Consider the following 24921-nt stretch of genomic DNA (forward strand, 5'->3'; position numbering starts at 1 on the left):
GTTTCGTCATAAATTGGTTTATAGTGAAAAATGGTGGTCGGCTGGCGGGCATAAGTACTTAAGGGACATAGCAATCCACCCTCACAAAATCAATTGCAAAAATTGGGTAGGCTGGCCTGGTTTAAGCCTTTAGTGTTTGCCCGGCAATAAAATTGAGGGATGCAGCTATGAAGTGCATATATCCATAGCCAAAATCGGAGACGGGGGTTTAAGTACTTTACGTTCGTAAGGATGTTTCATAACTATAAGAATTGGTAATTGGTTTCTATAAATGTAGATGCTAAAAAAACGCCTTAAAATGGATAAACCTTTAAAGGTGATGGACAATCGTATTATTTCTGTAGCAGCTTTTTAAATGGTGTTCCTAAGTAAGCCAATCAATGCCCACGATATTTTTATGTTATGCGCCAACTATTCAGCGATTTTGGATTCGCAATCGAATGTAATTTTAAATCCATCTATTTAACAGTTATGCACGCAGAAAAAGTTGCAGAAAAGTTGCAGAGGCAAACTGCCGGAAATACTGATGCGGCTGATTTCTCGTCGGTACAAGCTTGATATCATCCGGGCGAATATCGTTTAATAAAATGCGCATTAGCGATATTCGCTTATCGGAACAGCCAGAACAGTGCTATCATGATACCCAACAAAAGCACCGACAAAAATTTATAATTCCCCAACCCTGCCCAGCCCGGGTTCTTAAGCGATTCCAGCGGCGAGCGCCAATAAAGCGTATCGCTTTCGGCAGTGTGCTGCACTTTGTACGCCAACGAGAGGCCAATTTGCAGCAGCATGCAAAAAACGAAAAGATAAAAAGCCATCATCATAAAGGGCACCTGCCCTATCAGCGATAGCGGCAAAAGCTTCCCATATACGAAAACCCCTACCCCTGCAGCCGAACCTATATACAAAGTAAGCCGTGCCGAAATAGCCGATGCCCCCCGCCAGAACACGCCCAACAAAAACACGCAGGTAATGGGCGGCGCAATGTGGGCGATGATATCGTTGAGGCCATTGAAGATACTCTCATAATTATTCAATAACGGCAGCAATAAAAGCGATACCACGAAGGATATGCCCGCTGCGATTTTGCCAGCCCGTACCAGTTTATCGTCGCTTGCATCGGGCTTGTAGCGTTTGTAAATATCGTAGCTGGCCAGTGTGGAAATAGAGTTGAGCGCGCCGGATATCTGGCTCATCAAGCCGGATAATAATGCGGCAACCAACACCCCTGCCAATCCCTTGGGGATGAGCTGCAGTATCATCAGGGTGTAGATGCCTTTGCTATTTACAACTTCCCTGCCACCCTCCCCTGCCGTTTTAAGGCTGCTTAAATCGAGGTGGCCGCTTTGATATAAGGCATAGGCAAACAGCCCCGGCATAACGAAGATGAACACCGGCAATATTTTGATAAAACCGCAGAACAGTGGCCCCACACGAGCGTGGTTCTCGTCCTTCGCCCCCAAAACACGCTGCACGATGGTTTGATCGGCACACCAGTACCAGATGCCCAGCACCGGGTAACCCAGTAATACCGCATACCAGGGTAAGCCACTGGCATCACCATGAGGGCGCATCATCGAAAGTTTATTGAGTTCGTTTTTCTGCTGCAGCACGTGCACCATATCATCCCAGCCGCCCATTTTATTATAAGCTACTATGCTCATGATAATTGCGCCGGCCAGCAGCACCACCGTTTGTATGGATTCGGTAACTACTACGGCTTTCAGTCCGCCTACCACGGTATAAATCGTAGTGATAACAGCGATGATGATAACGCTGGTGTACATATTAACACCAAACAGCGTCTGCAAAACGATGCCACCCGCGAGCAGGGAAAAAGAGATATGGATAATAATGGCCGAAAGGATAGAGATAAAAGCCAGCCAATCGCGACTGGCACGGTCATACCGTTTCTCCAGAAAATCGGGCAGCGTTGATACGCCCGACTTGATATAGAACGGCACAAAAAACAGCGCCAGTAAAATCAGCGTGAACGAGGCCATCCACTCGAAAGTACCATTGAGCAGACCGGTATCGAAACCGCTTTGGGCCAGGCTCACCAAATGCACGCAGGATATGTTGGTAGCAAACAGGGCCAACCCTATCATGGGCCATTTTAAGCTTTTACCCGCCAAGAAGTAGCTGCTTGCTTTATCCTTTTGGTTTGCGCGCCTATGCCGCAGCCCCGTGTACAGCCCAATGGCCAATATGGCCAGCACGTATAAAATACTTACCGTGGCATCAAAAGAACCTATCATATCGTGGTATGCGCTGTTTGGTAAAATTAGTTATTTAATAAAAGTTCGGGGTAAAACCAGAGGCCTCATCCCAACCCTTCTCCAAGGGAGAAGGGCTTATTTTTCATTTTTTTTAAAGTCCTCTCCTTTGGAGAGGATTATTTCATGAGGGCTTCGCCGTTTAGGTGAGGCTAACTCTAACCATTTAAGATGAGCAGGTCGCAACTGCTGCCGGGTACCTGCGGCGTTTTGTAAACGCCGCCTATTATTTGGGCAGGGTTCACGAAATGCTTTTGCAAATGCGGTATGTGCTCTAAAAACAAAGCCTCGTGCCCCATAGCAATATGGTTAAACAATACCAGGTGCTGATGCAGCTGCCCCATATCGCCCACGTGCGGCACTACCGGCACGCCATACTTTTTGCACAACAGGCTTACGGCAATAAATTCGCTTACCCCGCCTACCCGTACAGCATCTACCTGTATAAACGAAGCGGAGCCCGACTGCAGGTAATTTTTGAAGATAATTTTATTGGGTACGTGCTCGCCCAGGGCCAATTTTATCGGCGCAATGGCTTTTGCCAGCGTGGCATGGGCGTTCACATCATCCGGGTGAGTGGGTTCTTCTACCCAGTAAGGGTCGATACCTTTTAGTTTGTTGCATATAGCTATAGCCTGCGGCAGGTTCCATTGCTGGTTAGCATCCAGCATTACTTTTACATCGGGGCCGGCTACTTCGCGTACGATATGCGCCCGGCGGATGTCGCGCTGCGGGTCGGCCGAACCTACCTTTAGTTTCATGGCGGTAAAGCCTTCGGCAAGGGCCTTTTTGCAATTCTCGCGAACCAGCTCGTCAGGATAGTTGAACCATCCTATAGAGGTATCATAGCCCGGGTAGCCCTGCTCTAAAATCGGCATGCGGCTTTCTTTTGTGGGCTGCTGGCCTTTCAGCAATTCAATTGCCTGGGTGGCAGTTAGTTCATCCTCTAAATAAGACAGATCCAGCGTGCTGACGATTTGCTCGGGCGAAAGATCGATAAGCAGTTTCCAAAGTGGTACGCCTTGTTTTTTGGCCCAAAGATCATAACAGGCATTGGTGACCGATGCCAACGCCAGGTGCACCACCCCTTTATGCGGCCCCAACCAGCGAAATTGCTGGTCGTTGCTTAACTGCAGGAACAATTGGCCAAAGTTGGCCATCACTTCTTCAATATCCTTGCCCTGCAATGCCCGCCCGTAATATTCGGCGGCTTTGCATACTAAATCGTTGCCTTCGCCTAGGGTAAAGGCAAAGCCGGTACCCACCAGGCCGCTATCATCGTGCAGTTGGGTTACGGCGTAAGAGTATATCGGGTCGCGGTGGATGGCATCGCTGCCCGCATCGCCTTCCAGCGGGAAACGGGCATCGGCTACGGTTACTTTCCTGATCATGCTTGCTTTGCTTTAATATCTACGGACAGGACTCCCTTACTATCTTTGGCCTGTTGCTCCAAGTATTTGCGGTAGCCGAGTTCGGCGCCGCCCGTTACCGGCAAAATACAACCGGTGATAAACCTCGCCTGATCGGATATCATGAACAAACAAGCATCGGCCACTACGTCGCCCTCGGGGCAATAGCCCAGGGGGTGTATGCCATCCAGGTACTCTTCTATATGTGCCGCCTGCGGTTGCTGGTTGCTCCAGCGGCGAAGCATGGGTGTCCAAACCCCGGCGGGTGCTACGGCATTAACCCTGATGCCGAAAGGCGCATAGTCAAGTGCCATAGATTTGGTGAGGGCATTAACGGCACCCTTGGTAGCTGTGTAGGCAGCGTGAAGTTCCTGGCCTATATCGCCCACCAGGCTGCCGGTGTTCAATATGGTCCCCTTCGTTTTCTTCAATTCTTCTATGCCGTATTTGGTGGTATGGTAAATACCCTTCACGTTTACGTTGAAAACCTTGTCCCACTCCTCATCGGTCGTATCTGAAACGGTTTTTGATGGGTTTGATACCCCCGCATTGTTGTGGATTACATCTATGCGGCCAAACACCGCCAGGGTCTCCGTTATGGCGCGGGCAATATCGGCACCCCTGGATACATCGGCCAGGACATAATGGATATCATCGCCAAAAAACTGCGTTTGGCATTGCTGCAGGCTATCCTCCTTATGGCTGATGATACTGAGCCGCGCGCCGGCTTTGTGGTAGGCCTTGGCGCATTCGTAGCCAATGCCCTCGGTACCCCCGGTTAAAAAAACAACCTTATCTTTTAGTAATTGCATAGGTGCTTATACTGGTTTTTAATTTGCAAGCAAACGCATACTGCCTGCGCAGTAGAATCGGTGTTGCCTGATGGTGTATTTTGTTGATGTATCCAACCGGGTTTCATTACAAAAAGCCATGCGCTTTTGCCGTAATGCTTACAATTGGTTTTGTTGAATACGATGGCCAAATTTAACTGCCAGTATAAAACCAATTAATAGGTAAAACGGCTATTTTAATGGATAATTCGCCTGAATAAAAAATACACAATAATTGCCCCTGATAACCGGCTTTACGTAAATAAAATATAAATTTAGCGCACGATTATAAACTAAGACGGAAGTCGCCTTCGAATTTTCCCCTCTCGAGAGGGGGTGAGCAGGGAAAGAGCGAGAGCAGGGGTGTGTTATGCGATATGCATTGAAGCGCAACACACCCCTCCACCCCTCTCAAGAGGGGAATCGCACGGGCCGTAGCACGCATTATTTAAAGTGATTTCCGATTATAAACCGGTGCCCTCCCTGGATGCGCCAAATATTAACACAAACAAAATAATGGGTAACTCTTTTAAACGGAAAGACGGGTTCGACGGGGAAAAGCTCATCAGCATACCTCAGAAGGTGTTATCGGGATACGTGAAGAAATACCCTGCGCTGTTCAATATCTATATTACCCATATCGGCTACTTCCCAAAAGCATCGTACCATTATAAGGAACGCCGTAAGGGATGCGTAGATAACATATTGATATACTGCCTTAAAGGCAAAGGCTATATTATTATCGACAAAAAGAAATTCGAAGTTACGCCCAACCATTTCTTACTGCTACCCGCAACCGAGCAGTATATGCGCTACTGGGCCGATGAGGATGACCCATGGACCATCTACTGGGTACATTTTACCGGCGATACCATCGAGAATTTTAACTCCTCCTTAAACCTCAATATATTCAAAGGCCCTGTACCTATCCCTTTCAACAACAAGGCGCTGGAGATATGGAACAACATTTACCAGAACCTGGAGATGGGTTACAGCATAGAGAATTTGTGCAATGCTACGTTTTGCCTGTATAATTTCATTGCCACCTTTTTGTTCCCTGATAAACATATCGTGAGCGAACAGGTAGAAACTACGGATATCATCACGCTCACTATCCTCAACATGAAACAAAACATCGAAAAGAAGATGACCGTGGAGGATATGGCCAGCCAGCATAAGTTATCCAGCTCGCATTTCAGCAGCTTGTTCCGCAAAGCAACGGGCATGCCGCCGATGGATTACTTCATCCACCTGAAGATGCAGAAAGCCTGCCAGTTTTTATACGCCAACGAAGCCAAGATAAAAACCATCGCCCTCGATCTGGGCTACGACGACCCCTACTACTTCTCGCGCGTGTTCAAAAAATATATGGGCATGTCGCCGGAGCAGTATAAGTTGAATACCAATATTAGGTCGCAGGTGTAGAAAAAAACATCGTCATTGCGCGCCGCAGCGGGGAGGAGGCGTGATAGGGCGGCGTGGCAATCCTCGGCAAGCAGAGCGGACCTGCAAATCTCAGACTTGTCCTGCCGAGGATTGCTTCGTGCCTCGCAATGACGCGGTGGTGAGCAATGACGCGCCGGTTTCCCCTACAACTTATTCAACTCATCCATCAGCACTTTGCTTACCCGGTTAAAGTAGCGTTTTACGCCGTAGCCCATTACCCATTGTATGCCGCGGCTGGCGTTGGTGAGGAATACTTCGTCGGCTTCGTTCAGTATCTCGGGGTTTATCTGGGCCTCGGTAATGGGGATATCATTGTCCTGCGCAAGCTTTATCACTACCTGGCGCATCACGCCCTCTACGCAGCCTTCGCTTAGTGCGGGGGTATATAAATGGTCCTGGTATAAAACGAATATATTGGCAGCGCCGGCCTCGCATAAGAAACCGTTGGCGTTCAGCAAAAAGACTTCGTCCAGCTTGTTTTGCTGCCGGTAAAGGGCTGCCATTACATATAGTAAGGAGTTGCAGGTTTTTATGGTTGAGAGGTAATTTAAAGGCTTGGGCAGCTCGCTGTAGATATCCATAATGAGGCCGCGCTCGTTCATGAAATAGCGGGGCTCGTCTAGCGGAGTAATCTCAATGCAAAAACCCATTTTATTTTGGGTTGGCGTGTACAAACCCTCTGCATCGCGGTAAACGGTGAGGCGCAGGCGGCCATGGCGTATTTTGTTGCGGCGGGCCAGCAGTTCGCATTGCTCGCGCAGAAACCAGGTATCCGTTTGCGAGTAGCCATCAATCTTAAGCGCTTTCATGCCGCGTTGCAGGCGTTCGGCGTGCAGTTCGGCAAATTGTAATTTGCCTTTCATCAGCCGCATGCTTTCGAACAAGCCGTCGCCGTACTTAAAACCACGGTTGGCAATGGTTAGCAAGATGCTGTCTTCAGGAAGTATTTCGCCGTTATAATTGATGTACCTGGGAGACATTTTTAGATTTGAGATATGAGATTTTAGATGTGAGATTAGCTCTTAAACAGATATGAGATTTGAGACATGAGATTTGAGATTAGCTCCCTATATAAACTCATGCAAATCTAAAAAAATATCAAAGTATAATTTTTTTTTCCTCTGTTAAGGGGCAATTTTGGTTTTGTCTCAAATCTCATATCTCACTTCTCATATCTAAGCTGCTGTATTTTCGCCATTTCTCCAAAACCGTCGCAAAGTCAAGCGGTAAGGGAGCCTCAAAGTATATATCCTTTTTTAAGGATGGATGCACAAAGCCAAGCGACTGCGCATGCAGGGCCTGCCGGGGCATAATCTCAAAGCAGTTCTCTACAAATTGCCTGTATTTGCTAAACACCGTGCCCTTCAATATCTTATCGCCCCCGTAGGTGGCATCGCTGAACAAGGGGTGGCCAATGTGGCGCATATGCGCACGTATCTGGTGCGTGCGGCCGGTTTCCAGCTTGCACTCCAAAAGGGTAACGTAGCCGAAGCGCTCCAATACCTTATAATGGGTAACGGCCCATTTGCCTTTCTCCGGGTCGTCGTATATCGACATTACGCGTCTGTCGGCCACGCTGCGGCCGATGTAACCGCTAACGGTGCCATCTTCTGCAATATCGCCCCAGGCCAAAGCAATGTAACGGCGGCTGATGGTATGATCGTAAAACTGTTTGGCCAGGTAGTTCATGCTGCGCTCGTTCTTACTGATGAGCAACAGGCCCGAGGTATCCTTGTCTATACGGTGCACCAGCCCGGGCCGGCCATCGTTGCCCGGCAGCGTGGGCAGTTGCTGAAAGTGATACACCAGCGCATTCACCAGCGTGCCCGTATAATTGTTATAACCCGGATGCACCACCATGCCGGCCTCTTTGTTTACGATGAGTACGTCGTTATCCTCGTAAACGATATTGATGGGCAGGTTTTCGGGGTAAACTTCGGTATCGCGCGGCGGATGTGGCAACACCACCGATATCACATCCATCGGCTTTACGCGGTAGCTGGCCTTTATCGGCTTATCGTTCAGCAATACATTGCCTGCCTCTATGGCGTTCTGGATGCGGTTGCGCGAGGCGTTCTCGATGCGGTGCATCAAAAACTTATCTATCCGCAGCAACGATTGCCCCTTATCCACCACCACGCGCAGGTGTTCGAATAGATCTTGCTCGTCGCTTTCTAATAATTGGATATCATCTGCTGCCATGGCGCAAAAGTAAGAAAATTAAAAGCCGCTTGGTAGCCTCACCTAAACGGCGAAGCCCTCATGAAATAATCCTCTCCAAAGGAAAGGACTTTAAAAACCTTTTTGTGAACCCTCTCCTTTGGAGAGAGCAGGGTGAGGCTTCTGCTTACGCCCTTTTCACAACTAATCTCCTTACCTTCGCTTCATGCGCATCACCCTTGATAAAAACAGCCCCATCCACCAAATAATCGACCCGTTGTTTGAGGCTAAGGGCATAGAAGTTTTCATCAAGCGCGATGACATGATCCACCCGTTTATCTCGGGCAATAAATGGCGTAAACTGAAGTATGTGCTGCAAAAGGCACAGGCAGAAGGCAAAACACATCTAGTAACTTTCGGTGGGGCGTATTCAAACCACTTGCTGGCAACAGCGGCGGCGGCGGCAAAATTCGGCTACAAGGCTACTGGCTTCGTTCGTGGCGAGGAGGTGCAAAACGACACCCTGTTTATGTGCCGTTTGCATGGCATGCAGCTGATTTTTACCGATAGGGACAGCTACCGCGATAAACCTGCCCTGTTCGCTCAACATTTTGGCGCAGATGCCGATGCGTTCTTCATAGATGAAGGCGGCGCATCTTCCGAAGCTGCCAAAGGCTGCAGCGAACTGGTGGTTGAACTAACCGAAACTTACAACCATATCTTCTGCGCATGCGGTACCGGGACAACCGCTGCGGGTATCATCAACGGCATCGGTAAGCACCAATTAAACAGCCGTTTTAACGCTGTACCAGTTTTCAAAAACGGAGGCTTCATTAAAGATGAGATAGATAAATACCTTTTAAGCCCCACGGGTTACGATTTACATCTCGATTACCACTTCGGCGGTTACGCCAAAACTACTCCGGAACTGATAGATTTCATCAAACAATTCGTTGCTAAAACCGGCATATTGATTGAACCTGTTTACACCGGCAAAATGCTTTACGCCTTATACGACCTGGCGGCTAAGGACTATTTTAAGCGGGGTGATAAGATACTCGCCATCCACACCGGTGGCATTTGGGGATTATTGGGAATGAAAGAGAAATTCGCTCAATCCGGATGAAGAAGCAAATTCCTCTTTCTTTACCCTAATAAAAGTCCGCTATATGCCAAGGTGAATTAAAACCTTGGTCTATTTGCCTTTCAAGTCATTGGCAACGCTAAAATCGTACGCCTTTTGAGTTGGAACGTCTCCGTTGGTGTGTGCAGCGGTGCCACCAAAAACAAAGGCATACTCGCCGCTTGGCAGGGGCTCCTCAAAATACACCTTGTATAAGCCCGGCGATACTTTTACAAATCTGTAGGCAACTTTGTTATTATCATCGATACCGTTAGAAAAACCACTATAACTATTAAAAGAGCCGGTAACTACCTGGCGCTGTTTGCCTGACACCTTGAATTTCACCAACATGAATTCGTTGGGGCTGCTGGCGTTGTTGTAAAAACCAACGTTATTGTTCAATTGATTACCCAGATCGGTGCCAGAGTTATGCGGGAAAACAAAATAAAATACCGGGTTTTTACTTTTCAATTGAAAGTTTGCCTGCGCGCCACTAAGTATGGCTTTCTGTTTGGTTTTCGCGATGCCGTAGGTCATTGCTGTCAATAACCCCGACCCTGTTTTTCCGCTTGAGAATACGCTGGCATCCAATTGGAGGGGCTGCCCCGCGGCTTCATCGTTAAAATAGATGCCGGACTCCGCCTTGGTTAAGGTAATTTCAAGCGGGGTTAAACCCGTGGCGCCGGCCGAAACGATATTGCCTGTGCTGCCTTTGGTGGCCATGGCCGTCAGCACGTCGTCGCTCACGCCTTGCTTTTTTAAGCCAATCATCGCATCTACAGACACATCGAAGTTGGTGTTAGATGTTTGGATTTTTGCCAGGATAACCGACTGCGGTAAGCCGGCTTTAGTCATGGTGACGACCGTTTTGTTGGTTACTACATCTGCATTTGACTGACCGAAGCAAATGCTGGAAAAAGAGAATGCAAATAAAAGCAATACTCCTTTAAAAAGGGGGTACTTCATAAATTGTGACATGGTTAGGTTGTTAAATGTTACTAAGTTACAGTCTTAGCGACAGTTATGCAAACTATAAGGAGATATATTTTTTTTAGATAATAATTCCGAAGCTTTGAGCTACAGATTTGCAGATTTCTCTACAACGTCTTTAACAGTAATAGCGCGGCAATCATCGGTACGCATGGCCGCGTTGGATACCCGCCCTGCTTGCCGGGACAATATAACCGCGTAGCAAGTCCGCTCTGCTTGCCGATGATTGCCACGCCTCCCCTTCGCTTCTCCCCTTCCCGCCGCTGCTCGCAAAGACGCGGTGGTTGAAGCTCATTTGCATGTCAAATACGCATTTTCCCAGCGTCCGGACATCTAAAATCTGCACATCTGCACATATACTCTTTCCCGCTTCGGTTCAAAAACTAGGTTTAGTTAATTTAAAGTTACTTTTTGGCCAAACGGTTCAAAAACCTTTAAATTATTGTTTTTGAGGCCTTTTTGTTAGATTTGTTAAAATCATTTATGCTTATGCCAACTACACAGATCACTCCGCAGAACGTACAGGCCACCCTTAGCAAACATATTCTTGCCGATGGTTTCGACCTTACTTTCGATATGGAGAAAAGCCAGGGTGTCCATATTTACGATGCCAAAAACAACCGCACCCTGCTGGATTTTTTTACCTGCTTCGCATCTGTGCCTTTAGGCTATAACCACCCCAAAATGCTGGCCGACGAGTCCTTTAAAAAAGACCTGATGCTGGCGGCGCTAACCAACCCCAGCAACTCCGATATCTATACTGAGCAATACGCGCACTTCGTAGATACCTTCGGTCGGGTTGGCATCCCGGATTATTTGCCCCACGCCTTCTTTATTGCCGGCGGTAGTTTAGCCATCGAAAACGCCCTCAAAGTAGCTATGGACTGGAAAGTGCAGAAGAACTTCGCCAAGGGCCACACACAGGAAAAAGGCCACAAAGTGCTGCATTTCGAGAACGCTTTCCATGGCCGTTCGGGCTATACCTTAAGCTTAACCAATACGCAGCCGGTAAAAACCAAGTGGTTCGCCAAGTTCGATTGGCCGAGGGTTTCGTTGCCGGAGATACACTTCCCGCTGAATGAGAATAATATAGTTGATTTGGCGCTTCGGGAAGCAAAATCTATAGCAGAAATACGCAGCGCATTCGCCAACAACCCGGATGATATTTGTGCCATCATTATCGAACCCATCCTGTCTGAAGGGGGCGATAAACACGTAAGGCAGGAATTTTTGGAGCAATTGAGGCAACTGGCCGATGAGTACGAAGCCATGCTGATATATGATGAAGTGCAAACCGGCGTAGGCCTTAGCGGCAAATTTTGGCTACACCAGCACTTCGGCGAAAACGCCAGGCCGGATATCATTGCCTTTGGTAAAAAAATGCAGGTTTGCGGTATCCTGGTCAGCAACCGCGTTGACGAAATTGAGGGTAATGTATTTAAAGTATCATCGCGTATCAACTCTACATGGGGCGGCAGTTTGGTTGATATGGTTCGCTCGGCAAAAATTATGGAAATTATTGAAGAGGACGGATTATGCGCCAAAGCAGCCGAAACCGGCGCCTACCTGCAAAATGGCTTACATGATATTGCAGCGAAAAGCGGACTTATAACAAACGTGCGTGGCAAAGGACTATTGACCGCTTTCGACTTCCCCGATACCGTTACACGTAATAGTTTTATTGATAAAGGACTGAATGATAACATCATGTACCTTGGCTGCGGCGAGCGCACTATCCGTTTCCGCCCGGCACTAATCATCGAAAAAGAGCATATAGATGAGGGCTTATACAACATCGAAAAAATATTGCCTACACTATAATATAATTGTAATAATATAGCTACAAGCATCGGTTTTTAACAAAACCGGTGCTTTTTTCGTTTAGAAAGTACTATTATCGCGAATTAACGTTATTGTATATATTATTAACTATTATATAATGCATTGCTGTAACATATCGCATTTAGTTAACGTATTGTAATACATCAACTTATATAATATAAAAAAAGGGTTACTATTTAGGATGAACAGGCAAATTGAAAAATTAAAAAAACAACTGGTGGAGATTGCTGAGGTTGTTAATTCTTTCCAGTCTGAGGCCGTGCAAGTTAGAGTTGTAGACAGGCTGTTAGACGAGATTATGGAAACGGAGCGGGTGGAAACGGAAGGATCTGAAATTTTCAATAGACGGGCGCGCAAAGCCAATGTAGAAAATAACGACGAGCAAATCCTGAACTTGCAAAGGCGTAAAAAGCCGGGGGCTACCAAAGTATTGAACCAATTGCTATCGAGCGATTTCTTCCGTACGCCGCACTCCATATCGTCTATAGCAGAGTACTGCAAAGACAAATTCGATTCGGATTTCAAGACTTCGGAATTATCTGGCATATTACTGAAGCTTGCCAAAGAAAACAAACTGCGCCGCGAGCGCAGCGACAAAAACAACCGCTTCGAATACGTAGGGGTTTAAACAAGTAAGGCCGCAATGAGCGGCCTTACTTGTTTAAAGCTATATGTTATGTTATAAATATGTCATTGCGAAGCGAAGCGCGGCAACCCTATAGGACATTTAGCGAGTATGCAAAGCACCGGCGCTTGTCCTATGAGGTTGCCACGTCGCGCTGCCGCACATTCCCTCCCACTGCGACTCGCAATGACAAGGCGGGTTTCTACCTCAACTCCAACAAATCATCCACTCCCAATATCTTCCTCGAGGTAAAACCTTCGGCGTATTTTACGTTGATGCTTTTGCCAAATTCGCGGCCACGGCCATTTATCTGTTCTATAAAATCGGGCGATGAGATGTAGGTCTGCGGTTCATCCTCGTTATAATCCGGGTTGTGAAACTGGGATGCATAGGCGTAAACACTCTCTATTTTCTTATCCCAATATTCGGTAACGTCAACCAGTATGTCCGGCTTGATGTACCTGTCCTGTATAAAATGCAGCACTTGCTTTGGCCGCCAGGCTTCCTGTTGGTTGCCGTCGGCGTCAAGCGTTTCTATACGGCGCAGGCCCGATAAAAAGCTCGCTGCCTCCACCAATTCATTAGCCCGGCCATGATCCGGATGCCGGTCATGATAAGCATTGGTGATAACAATATCCGGCTGATATTTGCGTATCGCAGCAATCACTTTCAGCTGGTACTCTTTGGTGTTCTCAAAAAAGCCATCAGGTAACTCCAGGTTCTCGCGAATGGTAAGGCCCAAGATTTCTGCTGCTTTTGCGGCTTCTTTATCGCGTATTTCAGCGGTGCCGCGTGTACCCAGTTCGCCGCGGGTCAAATCGGCAATGCCAACTTTATGCCCCAGGGCAATGTGCTTTAAAATTACGCCTGCGCAGCCAAGCTCCGCATCATCGGGGTGTACCGGCAAAACTAATATATCTAACTTCAACATATGATGTAGGGTATTATTTATCAGGCGTAAGCAAACGCTGTACCTTTTTCCTGATTTTGGAAGATGTTGGCTTGGTAAACGGGTAAAAATAATCAACCACCGCGCCATCCCGGTCGATTAAATATTTGTGGAAATTCCAGCGTGGGGCAGAGCTGAGCACGCCGTTCTCTTTCTTCTCGCTTAAAAACTTGTACAAAGGGTCGGCATAGGGGCCACGCACGCGCATCTTATCAAACACCGGGAAATTATTGCCGTAATTGCTGCAGAAGGTGGCTATCGCCTGCCCTTCCAGGGGCTCCTGCCCGCCGAAATCGTTGGAGGGAAATGCCAGTATCTCAAACCCCTGCGGGGCAAATTCGGCCTTAAGGGCTACAAGGTCTTTCAACTGCGGGGTAAACCCGCACTCGGATGCAGTGTTTACAATGAGCAGCACTTTGCCTTTATAGTCGGCAAGGCTGATAGGTTCGCCATCTAACGCGTTAACGTTAAACCCGTAAATATTTTTGCTGTCCATTAATTATAGTTAGGGTTGTAGTGGGCAGCTGTCAATATCGCTTCGATATCGCGCTGCTCGTCCCTGTCGTAGGTCTCTTTAAGGTCGTGCCCGAAGATTTTGGCTACCGATTGGATTACGAAGGCGTTGAAGCCGCCCTTTAGCTCTTTAACCATGGCAAAACTGGTGTTGCCCGTTTCGCGGTTAATGAGTTTGATGAGTACTTCGCCCTGGTTTATGGTAAGATCTTTTATTTCTTTGTTGAAGATGCCCTTAATTTCTATCTCGCAGGCCTTCATCAGTTCCTTTTGTTTTTTCTTATCGCCGGTTAGCGCAAGGTCGCGCTGCAGCTGGCGGTAACGTTTGCCTGCAAACTGTGCATAGGGCAATACCTTCATTACGTTGTAACGCAAGCGGAAATAGTTCGCTCTATCCTGCGCGCTGGCAAAAATGCGGGTATCTACAATGCGTACTTCGGGCGTGACAATCCATGGAATGATTTCCCCGTCAACCTTTGTTGCCAAAGTTTTGATGGTATCATTTTTGCCAAGGATAACAGGAGGCGCAGGTTTATCCTGTGCCTTCAAGCCGCCGCAAACGCAACATAATACAAGCAGAAAAGCAATAATTTTCATATATTTACTTGAACACAAAATTAACGCATTTAATCCGGTTATTTTATAACTACCTGCAATAATAATTATTGTTGCAAGTTGATGATAATATGTAGCATATTAGCCTATACATGAAAGATTTAGTGATTGACCTGGAAGCCGAGAAAACGGAAATACTAAAACGCTACCGTGCCCTGCTGCGTGCAAGCAAATCTACCCTGCAAAAGGGCGATAAACGCATGATACGCAAGGCGTTCGATATGGCGTTGGAGAGCCATAAAGATATGCGCCGTAAAAGCGGCGAACCCTATATATACCACCCTATTGCGGTTGCCCAAATTGCGGCCGAAGAGATAGGTTTGGGTACCACATCCATCGTTTGCGCACTGCTGCACGATGTGGTGGAAGATACCGATGTAACGCTGGAAGATATTGAGATGGAATTTGGCAAAAAAGTTGCCAAAATAATAGATGGGCTCACAAAAATATCGGGCGTATTCGATACCAACAGTTCGTTGCAGGCCGAGAATTTCCGCAAGATGCTGCTCACCCTCGCCGATGATGTGCGGGTGATACTGATAAAACTGGCGGATAGGCTGCATAATATGCGCACCATGGAGTTTATGCCGCGCGATAAGCAGCTTAAACTCTCCTCAGAAACCGTTTACCTGTATGCCCCGCTGGCACACCGCCTGGGTTTATATGCCATAAAGTCAGAGTTGGAAGACCTCTCCATGAAATATATGGAGCGCGACATGTACTCGTTCATCAAAGCCAAATTGAACGAGAAAAAGGCCGAACGCGAAAAATTCATCCGCGATTTTATAGAGCCGGTGAAAAAAGTGGTGGGCGATCAGGACCTGAACGCCGATGTTTTCGGCAGGCCGAAATCTATCCATTCTATATGGAATAAGATGAAGAAGAAATCGATACCCTTCGAAGAGGTATACGATCTTTTCGCCATCCGTATTATTCTGGATAGCACGCCCGAGAACGAAAAAGCAGATTGCTGGAAAGCATACTCTATTATTACCGACCTATACCGCCCCAACCCCGACAGGCTGCGCGACTGGATATCCTCGCCCAAGGCCAACGGCTACGAGAGCTTGCACACCACCGTAATGGGCCCTCGCGGGCAATGGGTTGAGGTGCAGATACGCACCAAGCGCATGAACGAGATTGCCGAAAAAGGCTTCGCCGCGCATTGGAAGTATAAGGAATCATCCTCAGATAGCGGGCTTGACCAATGGGTGCAGAAGGTGCGCGATATGCTGAAGAATCCCGATTCGAATGCTTTGGATTTCCTGGACGACTTTAAGATGAACCTCTTCAGCGATGAGATATTCATCTTTACCCCAAAAGGCGCGCTGATACAGCTGCCCTTAAGTGCCACCGCCCTGGATTTTGCCTTCGAGATACATACCGATGTAGGCGCTACCTGTATAGGCGCAAAAGTGAACCACAAACTGGTACCGCTTAGCTATAAACTGCAAAACGGCGACCAGGTAGAAATCATCACATCCAGCAAGCAAACGCCAAAAGAAGACTGGCTAAGCTTTGTGGTAACCGCGAAGGCCAAAGCCAAAATAAAATCGGCCTTAAAAGAAGAGAAACGCAAGGTAGCCGAAGATGGCAAGGAGATACTGGAACGTAAGCTAAAATCGCTTAAGATTACCTACAACTCCGAAAACATCCAAAAGCTGAGCTACTATTTTAAGCTCCCCTCCGTGCAGGACCTGTTTTACAATGTAGCCAAGGGCCTTCTGGATATGAAGGACCTGAAGGAGTACCAGGCATCGGAGAAGGTAATTGAGAACAAGCCGCAGGACAAAATAGAGCATGAGCAGCTGGCCTCCCTGGTGCGCAACATCAAAACCAAGGATAGCGATGTGCTGCTTTTTGGCGAAGACCTGCAAAAGATAGATTACAAGCTGAGCAACTGCTGCAACCCCATCCCCGGCGACGACGTGTTCGGCTTCGTTACCGTTAGCGACGGCATCAAGATACACCGCACCAATTGCCCCAACGCGGCGAAACTAATGGCCAATTACGGCTACCGTATTGTAAAAGCCAAATGGACCAAACAACTGGAGCTGGCTTTCCTTACCGGCCTGCGCATCCGCGGTATCGACGAGGTGGGGCTGATAAACAAGCTCACTACCGTGATATCCAACGATTTTAAGGTAAACATCCGGTCTATTACGGTAGATAGCGACGATGGTATCTTCGAAGGTTCGATAATGATTTACGTGAATGACACCGAACATCTCAACAACCTCACCAAAAAGATATTGCAGATAAAGGGCATCACCTCGGTGGAACGGTTCGATTCGGTAACGGCGGAGAAGGTATCGTAGATTCAGTGGCAAGAAATGAGAGTCAAGAACCAAGAAATAAGAATCAAGAGGTTTGACGAAAGAACAGGGACCCAAGAGCATTATTTTTATCTTGTGTCTTGATTCTTAACTCTTGCCTCTTGTTTTATAAAATATTAATACCTTTGGAGGGTTAATTTAACATTATGCCTGTACAGGAAACCATAGCGTTGGTAAAGAAGATTTTTGAGGCTTACCTCGAAAACAAAAGCCTCCGGAAAACCCCCGAGCGCTTTGCCATACTGGAGGAGATATACTCCCGCAGCGACCATTTCGACGTGGAGAGTTTATACATCCACATGAAGAATAAAAAATACCGCGTAAGCCGCGCCACGGTATATAACACACTGGAACTTTTAGTATCCTGCGATCTGGTTACCAAGCACCAGTTCGGCAAGAACATGGCCCAGTTCGAGAAATCGTACGGCTATAAGCAGCACGACCATATCATCTGTATCGACTGCGGCAAGGTGGTTGAGTTTTGCGACCCGCGCATCCAGCAGATACAAAGCATGATGGGCGACATCCTGAAGTTCGAGATAAAACATCACTCGCTAAACCTCTATGGTAACTGCGCCAAACTCCGCGCGGGTTCTTGCGACAGGAGAGTACAATAACATGAATAAGCCCGTTCTAAGCAAGCAAGCATTTTGGGATGTCGATATGGATAAGATCGACTACGAGAAGAATGCTGTGCACGTTGTTGAGAAGGTTATTGAAAGAGGAAAAGCCAAAGACTTTGAAAATATTTTGAAATTTTATGGCTTTAGAGAAGTCGGCCAATTGGCTTTACAGGCAAATTGGTTATCAGACATCAGTATAAATTTTTGCTGTAACTTGTTTAAGTTAAAGCCATCAGACTTTAAATGTTACGAAAAGAAACAGTTGAACCGGCAACATTGGGACTTTTAAAAGAGTTGGTTGCTTTGCCTGAATTAAATCAATTCAGGTTGGTTGGTGGTACAGCATTATCTCTTATATACGGTCATCGGAAATCAATTGACCTTGATTTTTTTACCGATGTTCCCCTTGATAAAGAAATATTAATTCCCGCGTTGGAGGGTGCTTTTGGACCTATCATTACCGTAAATGACAGAAGTAAACCTATTTATCAATGTATAATTCAAGATGTAAAGGTTGATTTTGTTTCGGTAAAAGATCCGTTTTTAAATCCTATTCAAATAACAGAGGGTATTCCATTTGCTGACATAAAAGATTTGGTAGCGTTAAAACTTAATGCGGTAAAAGGCAGAGGTGTAAAAAAAGACTTTTTTGATGTAGCTAAGTTGCTCGAGTTTTACACATTATTTGATCTTTTTAAATTTTATAATGACAGGTATGCTTATGATGATACCTTTGCAGTCATTCGCTCTATATCATATTTTGATGATGCAGAGAACACAATAACACCAGAGTCATTAGATGGTATGACTTGGCTGAAAGTAAAAACTATCATAAAAAAAGCATTAGACGACTACTACATAACAATAAGAAAAAATATTAATTAATGGCTGTTGATGTATTATTAGGCCTCCAGTGGGGCGACGAAGGTAAAGGCAAAATTGTTGATGTACTGAGCGCAGGTTACGATCTGATAGCCCGTTTTCAGGGAGGCCCTAATGCCGGCCACACCTTAGAGTTTGAAGGCAAGAAGTTTGTTTTGAACACCATCCCTTCGGGTATATTTTTCGATAATACCATGAACCTGATTGGTAATGGCGTCGTTATTGACCCTATCACGCTTAAAAAAGAGCTGGATAAGTTAAGGGATGCAGGTCATGATTTGCTGACCAAAAAGAACCTGATGATTGCCAAAAAGGCGCACCTGATATTACCCACCCACCAATTGCTGGATGCTGCTTCTGAAAAGAAGATGGGCGACGGCAAAATTGGTTCAACCCTGAAAGGTATCGGCCCGACCTATATGGATAAAACAGGTCGCAATGGTTTACGCATCGGCGATATCACCCTGCCCGATTTTAAAGAACGTTACCAGAAACTGGTTGACAAGCACACATCAATGCTACAGGCCATGTATGGTGAAGTGGCTGATTTCAGCGAGCGCGAAGCTTTGTTTTTTGAAGCGATTGACTTCATCAAACAATTCCCGCTGGTAGATAGCGAGCATCTGGTGAACGGCTACATTAAGGACGGCAAAAAAGTACTGGCAGAAGGCGCACAGGGTGCCATGCTGGATATCGATTTTGGTTCGTACCCTTTCGTAACCTCTTCAAATACTACTGCTGCCGGCGCTTGTACCGGTTTAGGCATTGCACCAAGCCAGATAGGCGACGTAATAGGCATTTTTAAAGCGTATTGTACCCGCGTAGGCGGCGGCCCCTTCCCTACCGAACTGAACGATGAAACCGGCGAAGAACTGCGCCGCATAGGCCACGAATTTGGCGCTACCACAGGCCGCCCCCGCCGCACCGGCTGGATAGACCTGCCTGCCCTGAAATATGCCATTATGCTGAACGGCGTTACTCAACTGGTAATGACTAAAGCCGATGTACTGAGTGGTTTCGATAAGATATATGCCTGCACGCACTACAATTACTTAGGCGAACAGATAGACTACATGCCTTACGATATTTGCTCGGTTGATGCACACCCTGTTTTGAAAGAAATAGACGGTTGGAACGAAGACCTAACCGGCATTACCGAACTGAACGAGATCCCGGAGAAACTGCAGAACTACATTGATTACCTGGAAGCGGAACTCGGCGTACCGGTAAAATGGCTATCTGTTGGGCCGGATAGGAAGCAAACTTTGGTGTTGCACTAAAATCTTTCTCTCGTTTCCGGTGTCCTCACCGGAAACCTTTACCAATTTTTAAAGGCTCCAACAAGGGCCTTTTTTATTTTCCTGTTATTTAACTTTGCCCTGTGATATTCGAGTCGACCGATGTACAGTTATTCAAACAAAAAGCGCTCGCCTGGGCGGCTACCTTTGATACGGTATGCTACCTCGACAGCAACAACTACGCCGATCCCTACGGAAAATTTGATACGCTGATAGCCATTGGCGCAAAGGATGAAATAACATCGAACAGCGGCGATTCTTTTAAGAAAATTGAAGATTTCCGCAGGAAAAATTCCGGTTTTATCACCGGTTTTTTTGGTTATGATCTAAAAAACGAGGTAGAGGATTTATCCTCTGATAACCCCGACGGCCTCCAATTCCCCGACTTGTATTTCTTCGCCCCGCAAATCGTCATCACCATCAATAAAAACACGGTAGAGATAATCGGGGAGGATGAAGCTGAAATTCTTGAAAAGGTGGAGAGATTCGAACTCTCTCCCCTCAATAGCGCACCATCGGTAAACATCCGGTCCCGTTTCAGCAAGGCCGAATACATCGATGCCGTAGAAACAATAAAGGCGCACATTGTTCGCGGTGATATCTACGTAACCAACTTTTGCCAGGAGTTTTATGCTGAAGATGCAGATATTGAGCCGCTTGCTATATTCAATCAATTAAACAGTTTGTCGCCCACCCCCTTTTCTACTTTTTTTAAATGGAAAGGGAACTATATCATCTGCGCCTCGCCAGAAAGATTTTTAGCCAAACGAGGCAGCAAACTCATCTCGCAGCCTATAAAAGGTACGGCACGGCGGGATGAGGACAGTTCAATCGATCAAAGCATTAAGCAGGAGCTCCGCAGCACTCCCAAAGAATTGCAGGAGAATGTAATGATAGTAGACCTGGTGCGTAACGACCTTACCCATTCGGCCAAACCCGGCACGGTTAAAACCGAAGAGCTGTTCGGCATCCATAGCTTCAAGCAGGTGCACCAAATGGTATCAACGGTGGTGTGCGAGCTACGCGACGATGTAAGCGCCGTACAGGCCGTTATGAACACCTTCCCCATGGGAAGTATGACGGGCGCACCTAAAATAAGCGCGATGCAGCTAATGGAGCGATACGAACGCAGCAAGCGCGGCGTATATTCGGGCGCTATAGGCTACTTTGCCCCCGATGATGATTTCGATTTCAATGTGGTGATACGTACGCTGTTATATAATTCCGCAGAAAAGTACCTGTCGTTCCATGTTGGCGGGGCTATCACCTATCACGCCGATGCCGAACGGGAGTATGAAGAGTGCCAGCTAAAAGCGAAAGCTATTTTAGAAGTGTTGGGTCAAGCACCAGTTTATCCCCTATCCTAACCGCTATATCCGAACCGTTTGCCCAAAAGGCCGAGAATGGTTTTACCGATAGGTATGACACGAAAGCCTCACCGTAAAGTTCGGCAATGTCGGCATCAAACACATAATCCTTTACTTCTGCCACCTGCCACGCAATGTGTTCTACCTGATATTGCATTGTTTTATAGTTAGTTAGCCGATTATAGCCCCAGTAATGCTCAAAAATAAACTCTTCGGCGCTGCCGGGTTCAATCTTGGTTAAGGCGTTCCGCACGGTTGCACCGAGCTTATTCCAGCGGCCTTTAAGCTTCCATTCGTACAAGAATTGGGTATGATTAGGGCCATCTTTGGTAATAGAATGCCGCATGGGCAAGGCGCGATAGTGCTCCTTATAAAGGTTATTGGCTATCAGCACAATGGCGGGTTTCGGCACTATCTCGCTGATAAACACGGCTCCCCGTTTCCACTCTTGCCCATCAAAGTGGCGCACGTAAAAACGCAGGTTTACTTCTTCAAAATTTGCGTGAAAGGGCCATTTGATACCCAGTACCCGGGTCTCTTTAAACAGGAAGCCTACCATGCTTACCAGGGCCTTACCTTCCCACAAGTCGATTTCTGTGGCGGCGGGCAGATAGGGTTTCAAAATCTCGGGGTCAACCTCGTAATTGAGCATTACCAGGTTTTTCCATTGGGCAGTAAGGAAGCGGGATTTAGACATATTTTGTTATTTTACCACAAAGAACACAAAGGTAAAAAACGCAAAGGGCACAAAGTTTTTTCTTTGTGCCCTTTGTGTAAATCTTTATGTTCTTTGTGGTTGAATTGACCAGTAAGATTTATTTCCCTTTATAATACTTCAGCGCCTCTGGTATCAGCTTTTGCAGGTTAGCAATACGCGTAGCATCTGATGGGTGGGTGCTTAAAAACTCCGGCGGGGTGCCGCCTTTATTTTGCGCTGCCATACGCTGCCAAAAGGAAACCGCCTGGCGTGGGTCGTAGCCAGCCATGGCCATAAAGGTTAAACCCAACCGGTCGGCCTCAGATTCCTGCGCCCTCGAGTATTTCAACATGGCTAACTGGCCGCCAACGCCATACAACTGGCCGATGATGGCCTGCGTTGCAGCAGATTTGTTACCCGTTGCCGCACCAACCGCCGTACCCCCGGCTTGTAAAGCCAATTGCTGCGACATACGCTCGGCAGAGTGCCTTGCAATGGCATGGCCAATTTCGTGCCCCATCACTACGGCTAAACCGGCATCTGTTTGTGCCACGGGTAGCAAGCCGCTATACACAGCAACTTTTCCCCCAGGCATACACCAGGCATTTATTTCGTCGCTTTTAATCAGGTTAAATTCCCACTGGAAGCTATACTGATTTGCATAACCGTTTGTGTTTAAATATTGTTCTATAGCAATCGCCAATTGTTGGCCTATGCGTTTAACGCGCTGGGCATCGGTGCCGCTACTTACTACAACCGTTTTAGGATCTGAAAGTAGTTCTTTATAGCTGGCCGCGGCGGCGGGGTTTATCTGGTCGTCGCTCACGAGCGATAATTGCGAGCGACCGGTTAGCGGCACGGTGGAACATGCGTAAATGGTAATTGCCACGATTGCGGCAAGCAGTAGGGGTTTAAATGTCTTCATGGTACTTAGGCGGTTTTTTTCTTGAATAAATTAACTTTCGACTCTTTACCTTTCAACAAGCGCTCTATATTTTTTTGGTGGGTTACCAGAATCAGCAAAAATATGCACATCCCATAAATAACGACCGATTTAATAGACACCGGGAAAATAAACGTTACACCGATGGGATATATGAAACCTGCCGAGATGGACGCTAAGGACACATACTGCGTCAATAACAAAACCACTAAAAAAACAAGCACGCAAAGTAAAGATGCCTGTAGGTTAATAGCCAATATCATTCCAAAAAGCGTAGCAACACCTTTACCGCCCCTAAAGCCCGCAAATATGGGGAACAGGTGGCCCATAACAGCCGCCACGCCTAAGGCCAACGAATAATTGGTAAAAGCAACAGAATGGTAGGCACCCGTGGTGGATACGCCGATGATATAGGCCAGGTTGGTAGCCGTCCACCCCTTGAGGATATCCAGCAACATTACCGGGATACCGGCCTTTTTGCCGAGAACCCTAAAGGTATTAGTGGCGCCGGCGTTGCCGCTGCCATATTCGCGTACATCAATATCGTAAAAAGCCTGACCAATCCATACGGCGGTAGGGATTGAACCGAAACAATAAGCAAGAATAAGCGCTAAAATGGAATAGATTGATAGCATCTGCCTGCAATAATATTAAATTGATGTTATATACTGCAATATATTCATTTATAATTTAACGGCCTTCAGGCTGAGGTCTAAACTTTTCACAGAATGGGTAAGCGCACCTACCGATACGTAATCTACGCCGCAATCGGCATAATCGCGTATGTTATCGATAGTTATCCCGCCCGATGCCTCGGTAATATACCGGCCCTCTATCATGCCAACGGCCTGCCTTAAAGTGTCGAAATCTAAATTATCCAGCAAAATACGATTTACGCCGCCCGTTTGCAATACCTGCTCCAACTCGTCAAGGTTGCGCACCTCTATTTCGATAGCCAGTTTCTTGCCGGTTTCCTGCAGGTAACGGTTGGCGCTTTCAATGGCCTGCCTTATTCCGCCGGCGTAATCTACATGGTTATCCTTTATCAATATCATATCGTAAAGGCCCACGCGGTGGTTTACGCCGCCGCCTATGCGTACGGCCCACTTTTCCAGATACCGCATGCCGGGGGTGGTTTTGCGGGTATCTAAAACTTTGGTATTGGTACCCTGTAGCAGGTCTACTATTTCGTTGGTTTTGGTGGCAATGCCGCTCATGCGCTGCATACAGTTAAGCACCAGCCGCTCGGCTTTCAGTATGTTTTGCGCATCGCCCGTTACGGTAAAGGCAATATCTTTCGGTTTTACCTCGGCCCCGTCGTTCAAAAAAACTTCCATTTTAAGGCTGGGGTCAACCACCTCAAATATTTCTTTGGCCAGTTCTACGCCTGCTAAAATACCAGTATCTTTTACTAAGAGTTTTGCTTTGCCTTGTGTGCCGGCCTCAATGGTGGCAAGAGATGTGTGGTCGCCGTCGCCAACGTCTTCGCTTAAAGCGTTTACTATAAATTGGTGTATAAGTTGTTTGTCCAAATCTTTCGAATTTTGAGTTCAAAAGTAAGAACAATTGCCGAGTAATTAGGTTTTTTCGGTTTCGATGCGTAGTTCTATCACCACCATTTCCTTTTCAACCTCCTTCATAGTATAGCTAACGCGATACTTTCCTTTATCGGTAGCAAGCAAAAGCACACTATAATTGTAGGAGGCACTGGAGTTTACGCGATGCAGCACAGCAATTGAAAGGGGTTTGTTTTCTTTAAAGAATTTCTCCAGGATAACTTCCGCCTGTACTTTACTGTAAACATTGGTATTATCTACTACGGTAATATCAACCGTAGCGGCAAAATATTTGGCGAGTTCGTGCGCGTTCCCCTGCTTTATCAGCTCGGCAATTTTATCGATGGGGCCGGCTAAACAAACAGTTGGTACCAGGTAAAGGAGCACCAAAATGGGCAAGTATTTTAGTTTCATCATAATATATGACCAATAAACTAA

Annotated in this window: 24 protein-coding genes; 10 read left to right on the plus strand and 14 right to left on the minus strand. The window is 46.8% G+C overall.

Annotation, left to right across the window (positions count from 1 at the left end; genetic code table 11):
• Positions 1 to 608: 608 nt before the first annotated feature.
• From AC1DYT_RS10035 to AC1DYT_RS10045, 3 genes are all read right to left on the minus strand, one after another.
• On the minus strand, positions 609 to 2261 hold the full coding sequence (locus tag AC1DYT_RS10035) for a sodium:solute symporter (RefSeq protein ID WP_477469482.1): 1653 nt from the start codon (positions 2259 to 2261) through the stop codon (positions 609 to 611).
• 176 nt (positions 2262 to 2437) lie between these two features.
• Positions 2438 to 3670, minus strand: a complete 1233-nt coding sequence (locus tag AC1DYT_RS10040; RefSeq protein WP_477469483.1) for an enolase C-terminal domain-like protein — start codon at positions 3668 to 3670, stop codon at positions 2438 to 2440.
• Complete coding sequence (locus tag AC1DYT_RS10045; protein ID WP_477469484.1) at positions 3667 to 4500, minus strand: SDR family NAD(P)-dependent oxidoreductase; 834 nt, start codon at positions 4498 to 4500, stop codon at positions 3667 to 3669. The genes AC1DYT_RS10040 and AC1DYT_RS10045 overlap by 4 nt, the downstream gene beginning before the upstream one ends.
• A gap of 534 nt (positions 4501 to 5034) precedes the next feature.
• On the opposite strand from AC1DYT_RS10045, the gene AC1DYT_RS10050 reads away from it, so the two are divergent.
• The gene (locus AC1DYT_RS10050) at positions 5035 to 5943 is read left to right on the plus strand and encodes an AraC family transcriptional regulator (RefSeq protein WP_477469485.1); all 909 of its coding nucleotides are present in this window, start codon (positions 5035 to 5037) and stop codon (positions 5941 to 5943) included.
• Between the two features lie 164 nt (positions 5944 to 6107).
• On the opposite strand, the gene AC1DYT_RS10055 is transcribed toward AC1DYT_RS10050, so the two are convergent.
• Both AC1DYT_RS10055 and AC1DYT_RS10060 read right to left on the minus strand, forming a co-directional pair.
• Positions 6108 to 6944: an aminotransferase class IV gene (locus AC1DYT_RS10055; protein ID WP_477469486.1), complete on the minus strand. Its 837-nt coding sequence runs from the start codon at positions 6942 to 6944 to the stop codon at positions 6108 to 6110.
• 175 nt (positions 6945 to 7119) lie between these two features.
• Positions 7120 to 8166 (minus strand): RluA family pseudouridine synthase, encoded by a 1047-nt coding sequence (locus AC1DYT_RS10060; RefSeq protein ID WP_477469487.1) that lies wholly within the window; start codon positions 8164 to 8166, stop codon positions 7120 to 7122.
• Positions 8167 to 8350: 184 nt separating this feature from the next.
• Here AC1DYT_RS10060 and AC1DYT_RS10065 point away from each other — a divergent pair, with 184 nt between their 5' ends.
• Positions 8351 to 9250 (plus strand): 1-aminocyclopropane-1-carboxylate deaminase/D-cysteine desulfhydrase, encoded by a 900-nt coding sequence (locus AC1DYT_RS10065; protein ID WP_477469488.1) that lies wholly within the window; start codon positions 8351 to 8353, stop codon positions 9248 to 9250.
• 69 nt (positions 9251 to 9319) lie between these two features.
• Here AC1DYT_RS10065 and AC1DYT_RS10070 read toward each other — a convergent pair whose 3' ends face one another.
• On the minus strand, positions 9320 to 10213 hold the full coding sequence (locus AC1DYT_RS10070; RefSeq protein ID WP_477469489.1) for a hypothetical protein: 894 nt from the start codon (positions 10211 to 10213) through the stop codon (positions 9320 to 9322).
• A gap of 513 nt (positions 10214 to 10726) precedes the next feature.
• Between AC1DYT_RS10070 and lat the strand changes: the two genes are divergently transcribed.
• Together lat and AC1DYT_RS10080 are read left to right on the plus strand one after the other, a co-directional pair.
• Complete coding sequence (gene lat, locus AC1DYT_RS10075) at positions 10727 to 12058, plus strand: L-lysine 6-transaminase (protein ID WP_477469490.1); 1332 nt, start codon at positions 10727 to 10729, stop codon at positions 12056 to 12058.
• Positions 12059 to 12260: 202 nt separating this feature from the next.
• Positions 12261 to 12707, plus strand: coding sequence for a hypothetical protein (locus AC1DYT_RS10080; RefSeq protein ID WP_477469491.1), 447 nt, complete (start codon positions 12261 to 12263; stop codon positions 12705 to 12707).
• Between the two features lie 199 nt (positions 12708 to 12906).
• Here AC1DYT_RS10080 and bshB1 read toward each other — a convergent pair whose 3' ends face one another.
• The 3 genes from bshB1 to AC1DYT_RS10095 are packed head-to-tail and all read right to left on the minus strand — an operon-like array spanning position 12907 to position 14763.
• Positions 12907 to 13632 (minus strand): bacillithiol biosynthesis deacetylase BshB1, encoded by a 726-nt coding sequence (gene bshB1 / locus AC1DYT_RS10085; RefSeq protein WP_477469576.1) that lies wholly within the window; start codon positions 13630 to 13632, stop codon positions 12907 to 12909.
• A gap of 16 nt (positions 13633 to 13648) precedes the next feature.
• Positions 13649 to 14149: a glutathione peroxidase gene (locus AC1DYT_RS10090; protein WP_477469492.1), complete on the minus strand. Its 501-nt coding sequence runs from the start codon at positions 14147 to 14149 to the stop codon at positions 13649 to 13651.
• Positions 14149 to 14763 carry a DUF4294 domain-containing protein gene (locus tag AC1DYT_RS10095; RefSeq protein ID WP_477469493.1) on the minus strand — a complete coding sequence of 205 codons (615 nt, stop codon included), beginning with the start codon at positions 14761 to 14763 and terminating at the stop codon, positions 14149 to 14151. The genes AC1DYT_RS10090 and AC1DYT_RS10095 overlap by 1 nt, the downstream gene beginning before the upstream one ends.
• A gap of 110 nt (positions 14764 to 14873) precedes the next feature.
• On the opposite strand from AC1DYT_RS10095, the gene AC1DYT_RS10100 reads away from it, so the two are divergent.
• The 6 genes from AC1DYT_RS10100 (at position 14874) to AC1DYT_RS10125 (ending at position 21287) form a co-directional block, all read left to right on the plus strand.
• The gene (locus AC1DYT_RS10100) at positions 14874 to 17099 is read left to right on the plus strand and encodes a RelA/SpoT family protein (protein WP_477469494.1); all 2226 of its coding nucleotides are present in this window, start codon (positions 14874 to 14876) and stop codon (positions 17097 to 17099) included.
• Positions 17100 to 17263: 164 nt separating this feature from the next.
• On the plus strand, positions 17264 to 17734 hold the full coding sequence (locus AC1DYT_RS10105) for a Fur family transcriptional regulator (protein WP_477462130.1): 471 nt from the start codon (positions 17264 to 17266) through the stop codon (positions 17732 to 17734).
• A 1-nt stretch (position 17735) separates the two neighbouring features.
• Positions 17736 to 18029: a DUF6922 domain-containing protein gene (locus AC1DYT_RS10110; RefSeq protein ID WP_477469495.1), complete on the plus strand. Its 294-nt coding sequence runs from the start codon at positions 17736 to 17738 to the stop codon at positions 18027 to 18029.
• Positions 17984 to 18625 (plus strand): nucleotidyl transferase AbiEii/AbiGii toxin family protein, encoded by a 642-nt coding sequence (locus tag AC1DYT_RS10115; protein ID WP_477469496.1) that lies wholly within the window; start codon positions 17984 to 17986, stop codon positions 18623 to 18625. Before AC1DYT_RS10110 ends, AC1DYT_RS10115 begins: the two co-directional genes overlap by 46 nt.
• Positions 18625 to 19902, plus strand: coding sequence for an adenylosuccinate synthase (locus AC1DYT_RS10120; RefSeq protein WP_477469497.1), 1278 nt, complete (start codon positions 18625 to 18627; stop codon positions 19900 to 19902). Before AC1DYT_RS10115 ends, AC1DYT_RS10120 begins: the two co-directional genes overlap by 1 nt.
• Positions 19903 to 20003: 101 nt before the next feature.
• Positions 20004 to 21287: an anthranilate synthase component I family protein gene (locus AC1DYT_RS10125; protein WP_477469498.1), complete on the plus strand. Its 1284-nt coding sequence runs from the start codon at positions 20004 to 20006 to the stop codon at positions 21285 to 21287.
• Here AC1DYT_RS10125 and AC1DYT_RS10130 read toward each other — a convergent pair.
• The 5 genes from AC1DYT_RS10130 to AC1DYT_RS10150 form a co-directional block, all read right to left on the minus strand.
• Positions 21241 to 21984, minus strand: a complete 744-nt coding sequence (locus AC1DYT_RS10130; protein WP_477469499.1) for a YqjF family protein — start codon at positions 21982 to 21984, stop codon at positions 21241 to 21243. The genes AC1DYT_RS10125 and AC1DYT_RS10130 overlap by 47 nt on opposite strands.
• A gap of 118 nt (positions 21985 to 22102) precedes the next feature.
• Positions 22103 to 22909 (minus strand): M48 family metallopeptidase, encoded by an 807-nt coding sequence (locus AC1DYT_RS10135; RefSeq protein WP_477469500.1) that lies wholly within the window; start codon positions 22907 to 22909, stop codon positions 22103 to 22105.
• Between the two features lie 5 nt (positions 22910 to 22914).
• Positions 22915 to 23562, minus strand: a complete 648-nt coding sequence (gene plsY / locus AC1DYT_RS10140; protein WP_477462125.1) for a glycerol-3-phosphate 1-O-acyltransferase PlsY — start codon at positions 23560 to 23562, stop codon at positions 22915 to 22917.
• A gap of 48 nt (positions 23563 to 23610) precedes the next feature.
• Positions 23611 to 24459 (minus strand): carboxylating nicotinate-nucleotide diphosphorylase, encoded by an 849-nt coding sequence (gene nadC, locus AC1DYT_RS10145; RefSeq protein ID WP_477469501.1) that lies wholly within the window; start codon positions 24457 to 24459, stop codon positions 23611 to 23613.
• A gap of 45 nt (positions 24460 to 24504) precedes the next feature.
• Positions 24505 to 24900 carry a DUF4783 domain-containing protein gene (locus tag AC1DYT_RS10150; protein WP_477469502.1) on the minus strand — a complete coding sequence of 132 codons (396 nt, stop codon included), beginning with the start codon at positions 24898 to 24900 and terminating at the stop codon, positions 24505 to 24507.
• Positions 24901 to 24921: the final 21 nt, after the last annotated feature.

The organism is Mucilaginibacter sp. P1_D10, from assembly GCF_056406215.1.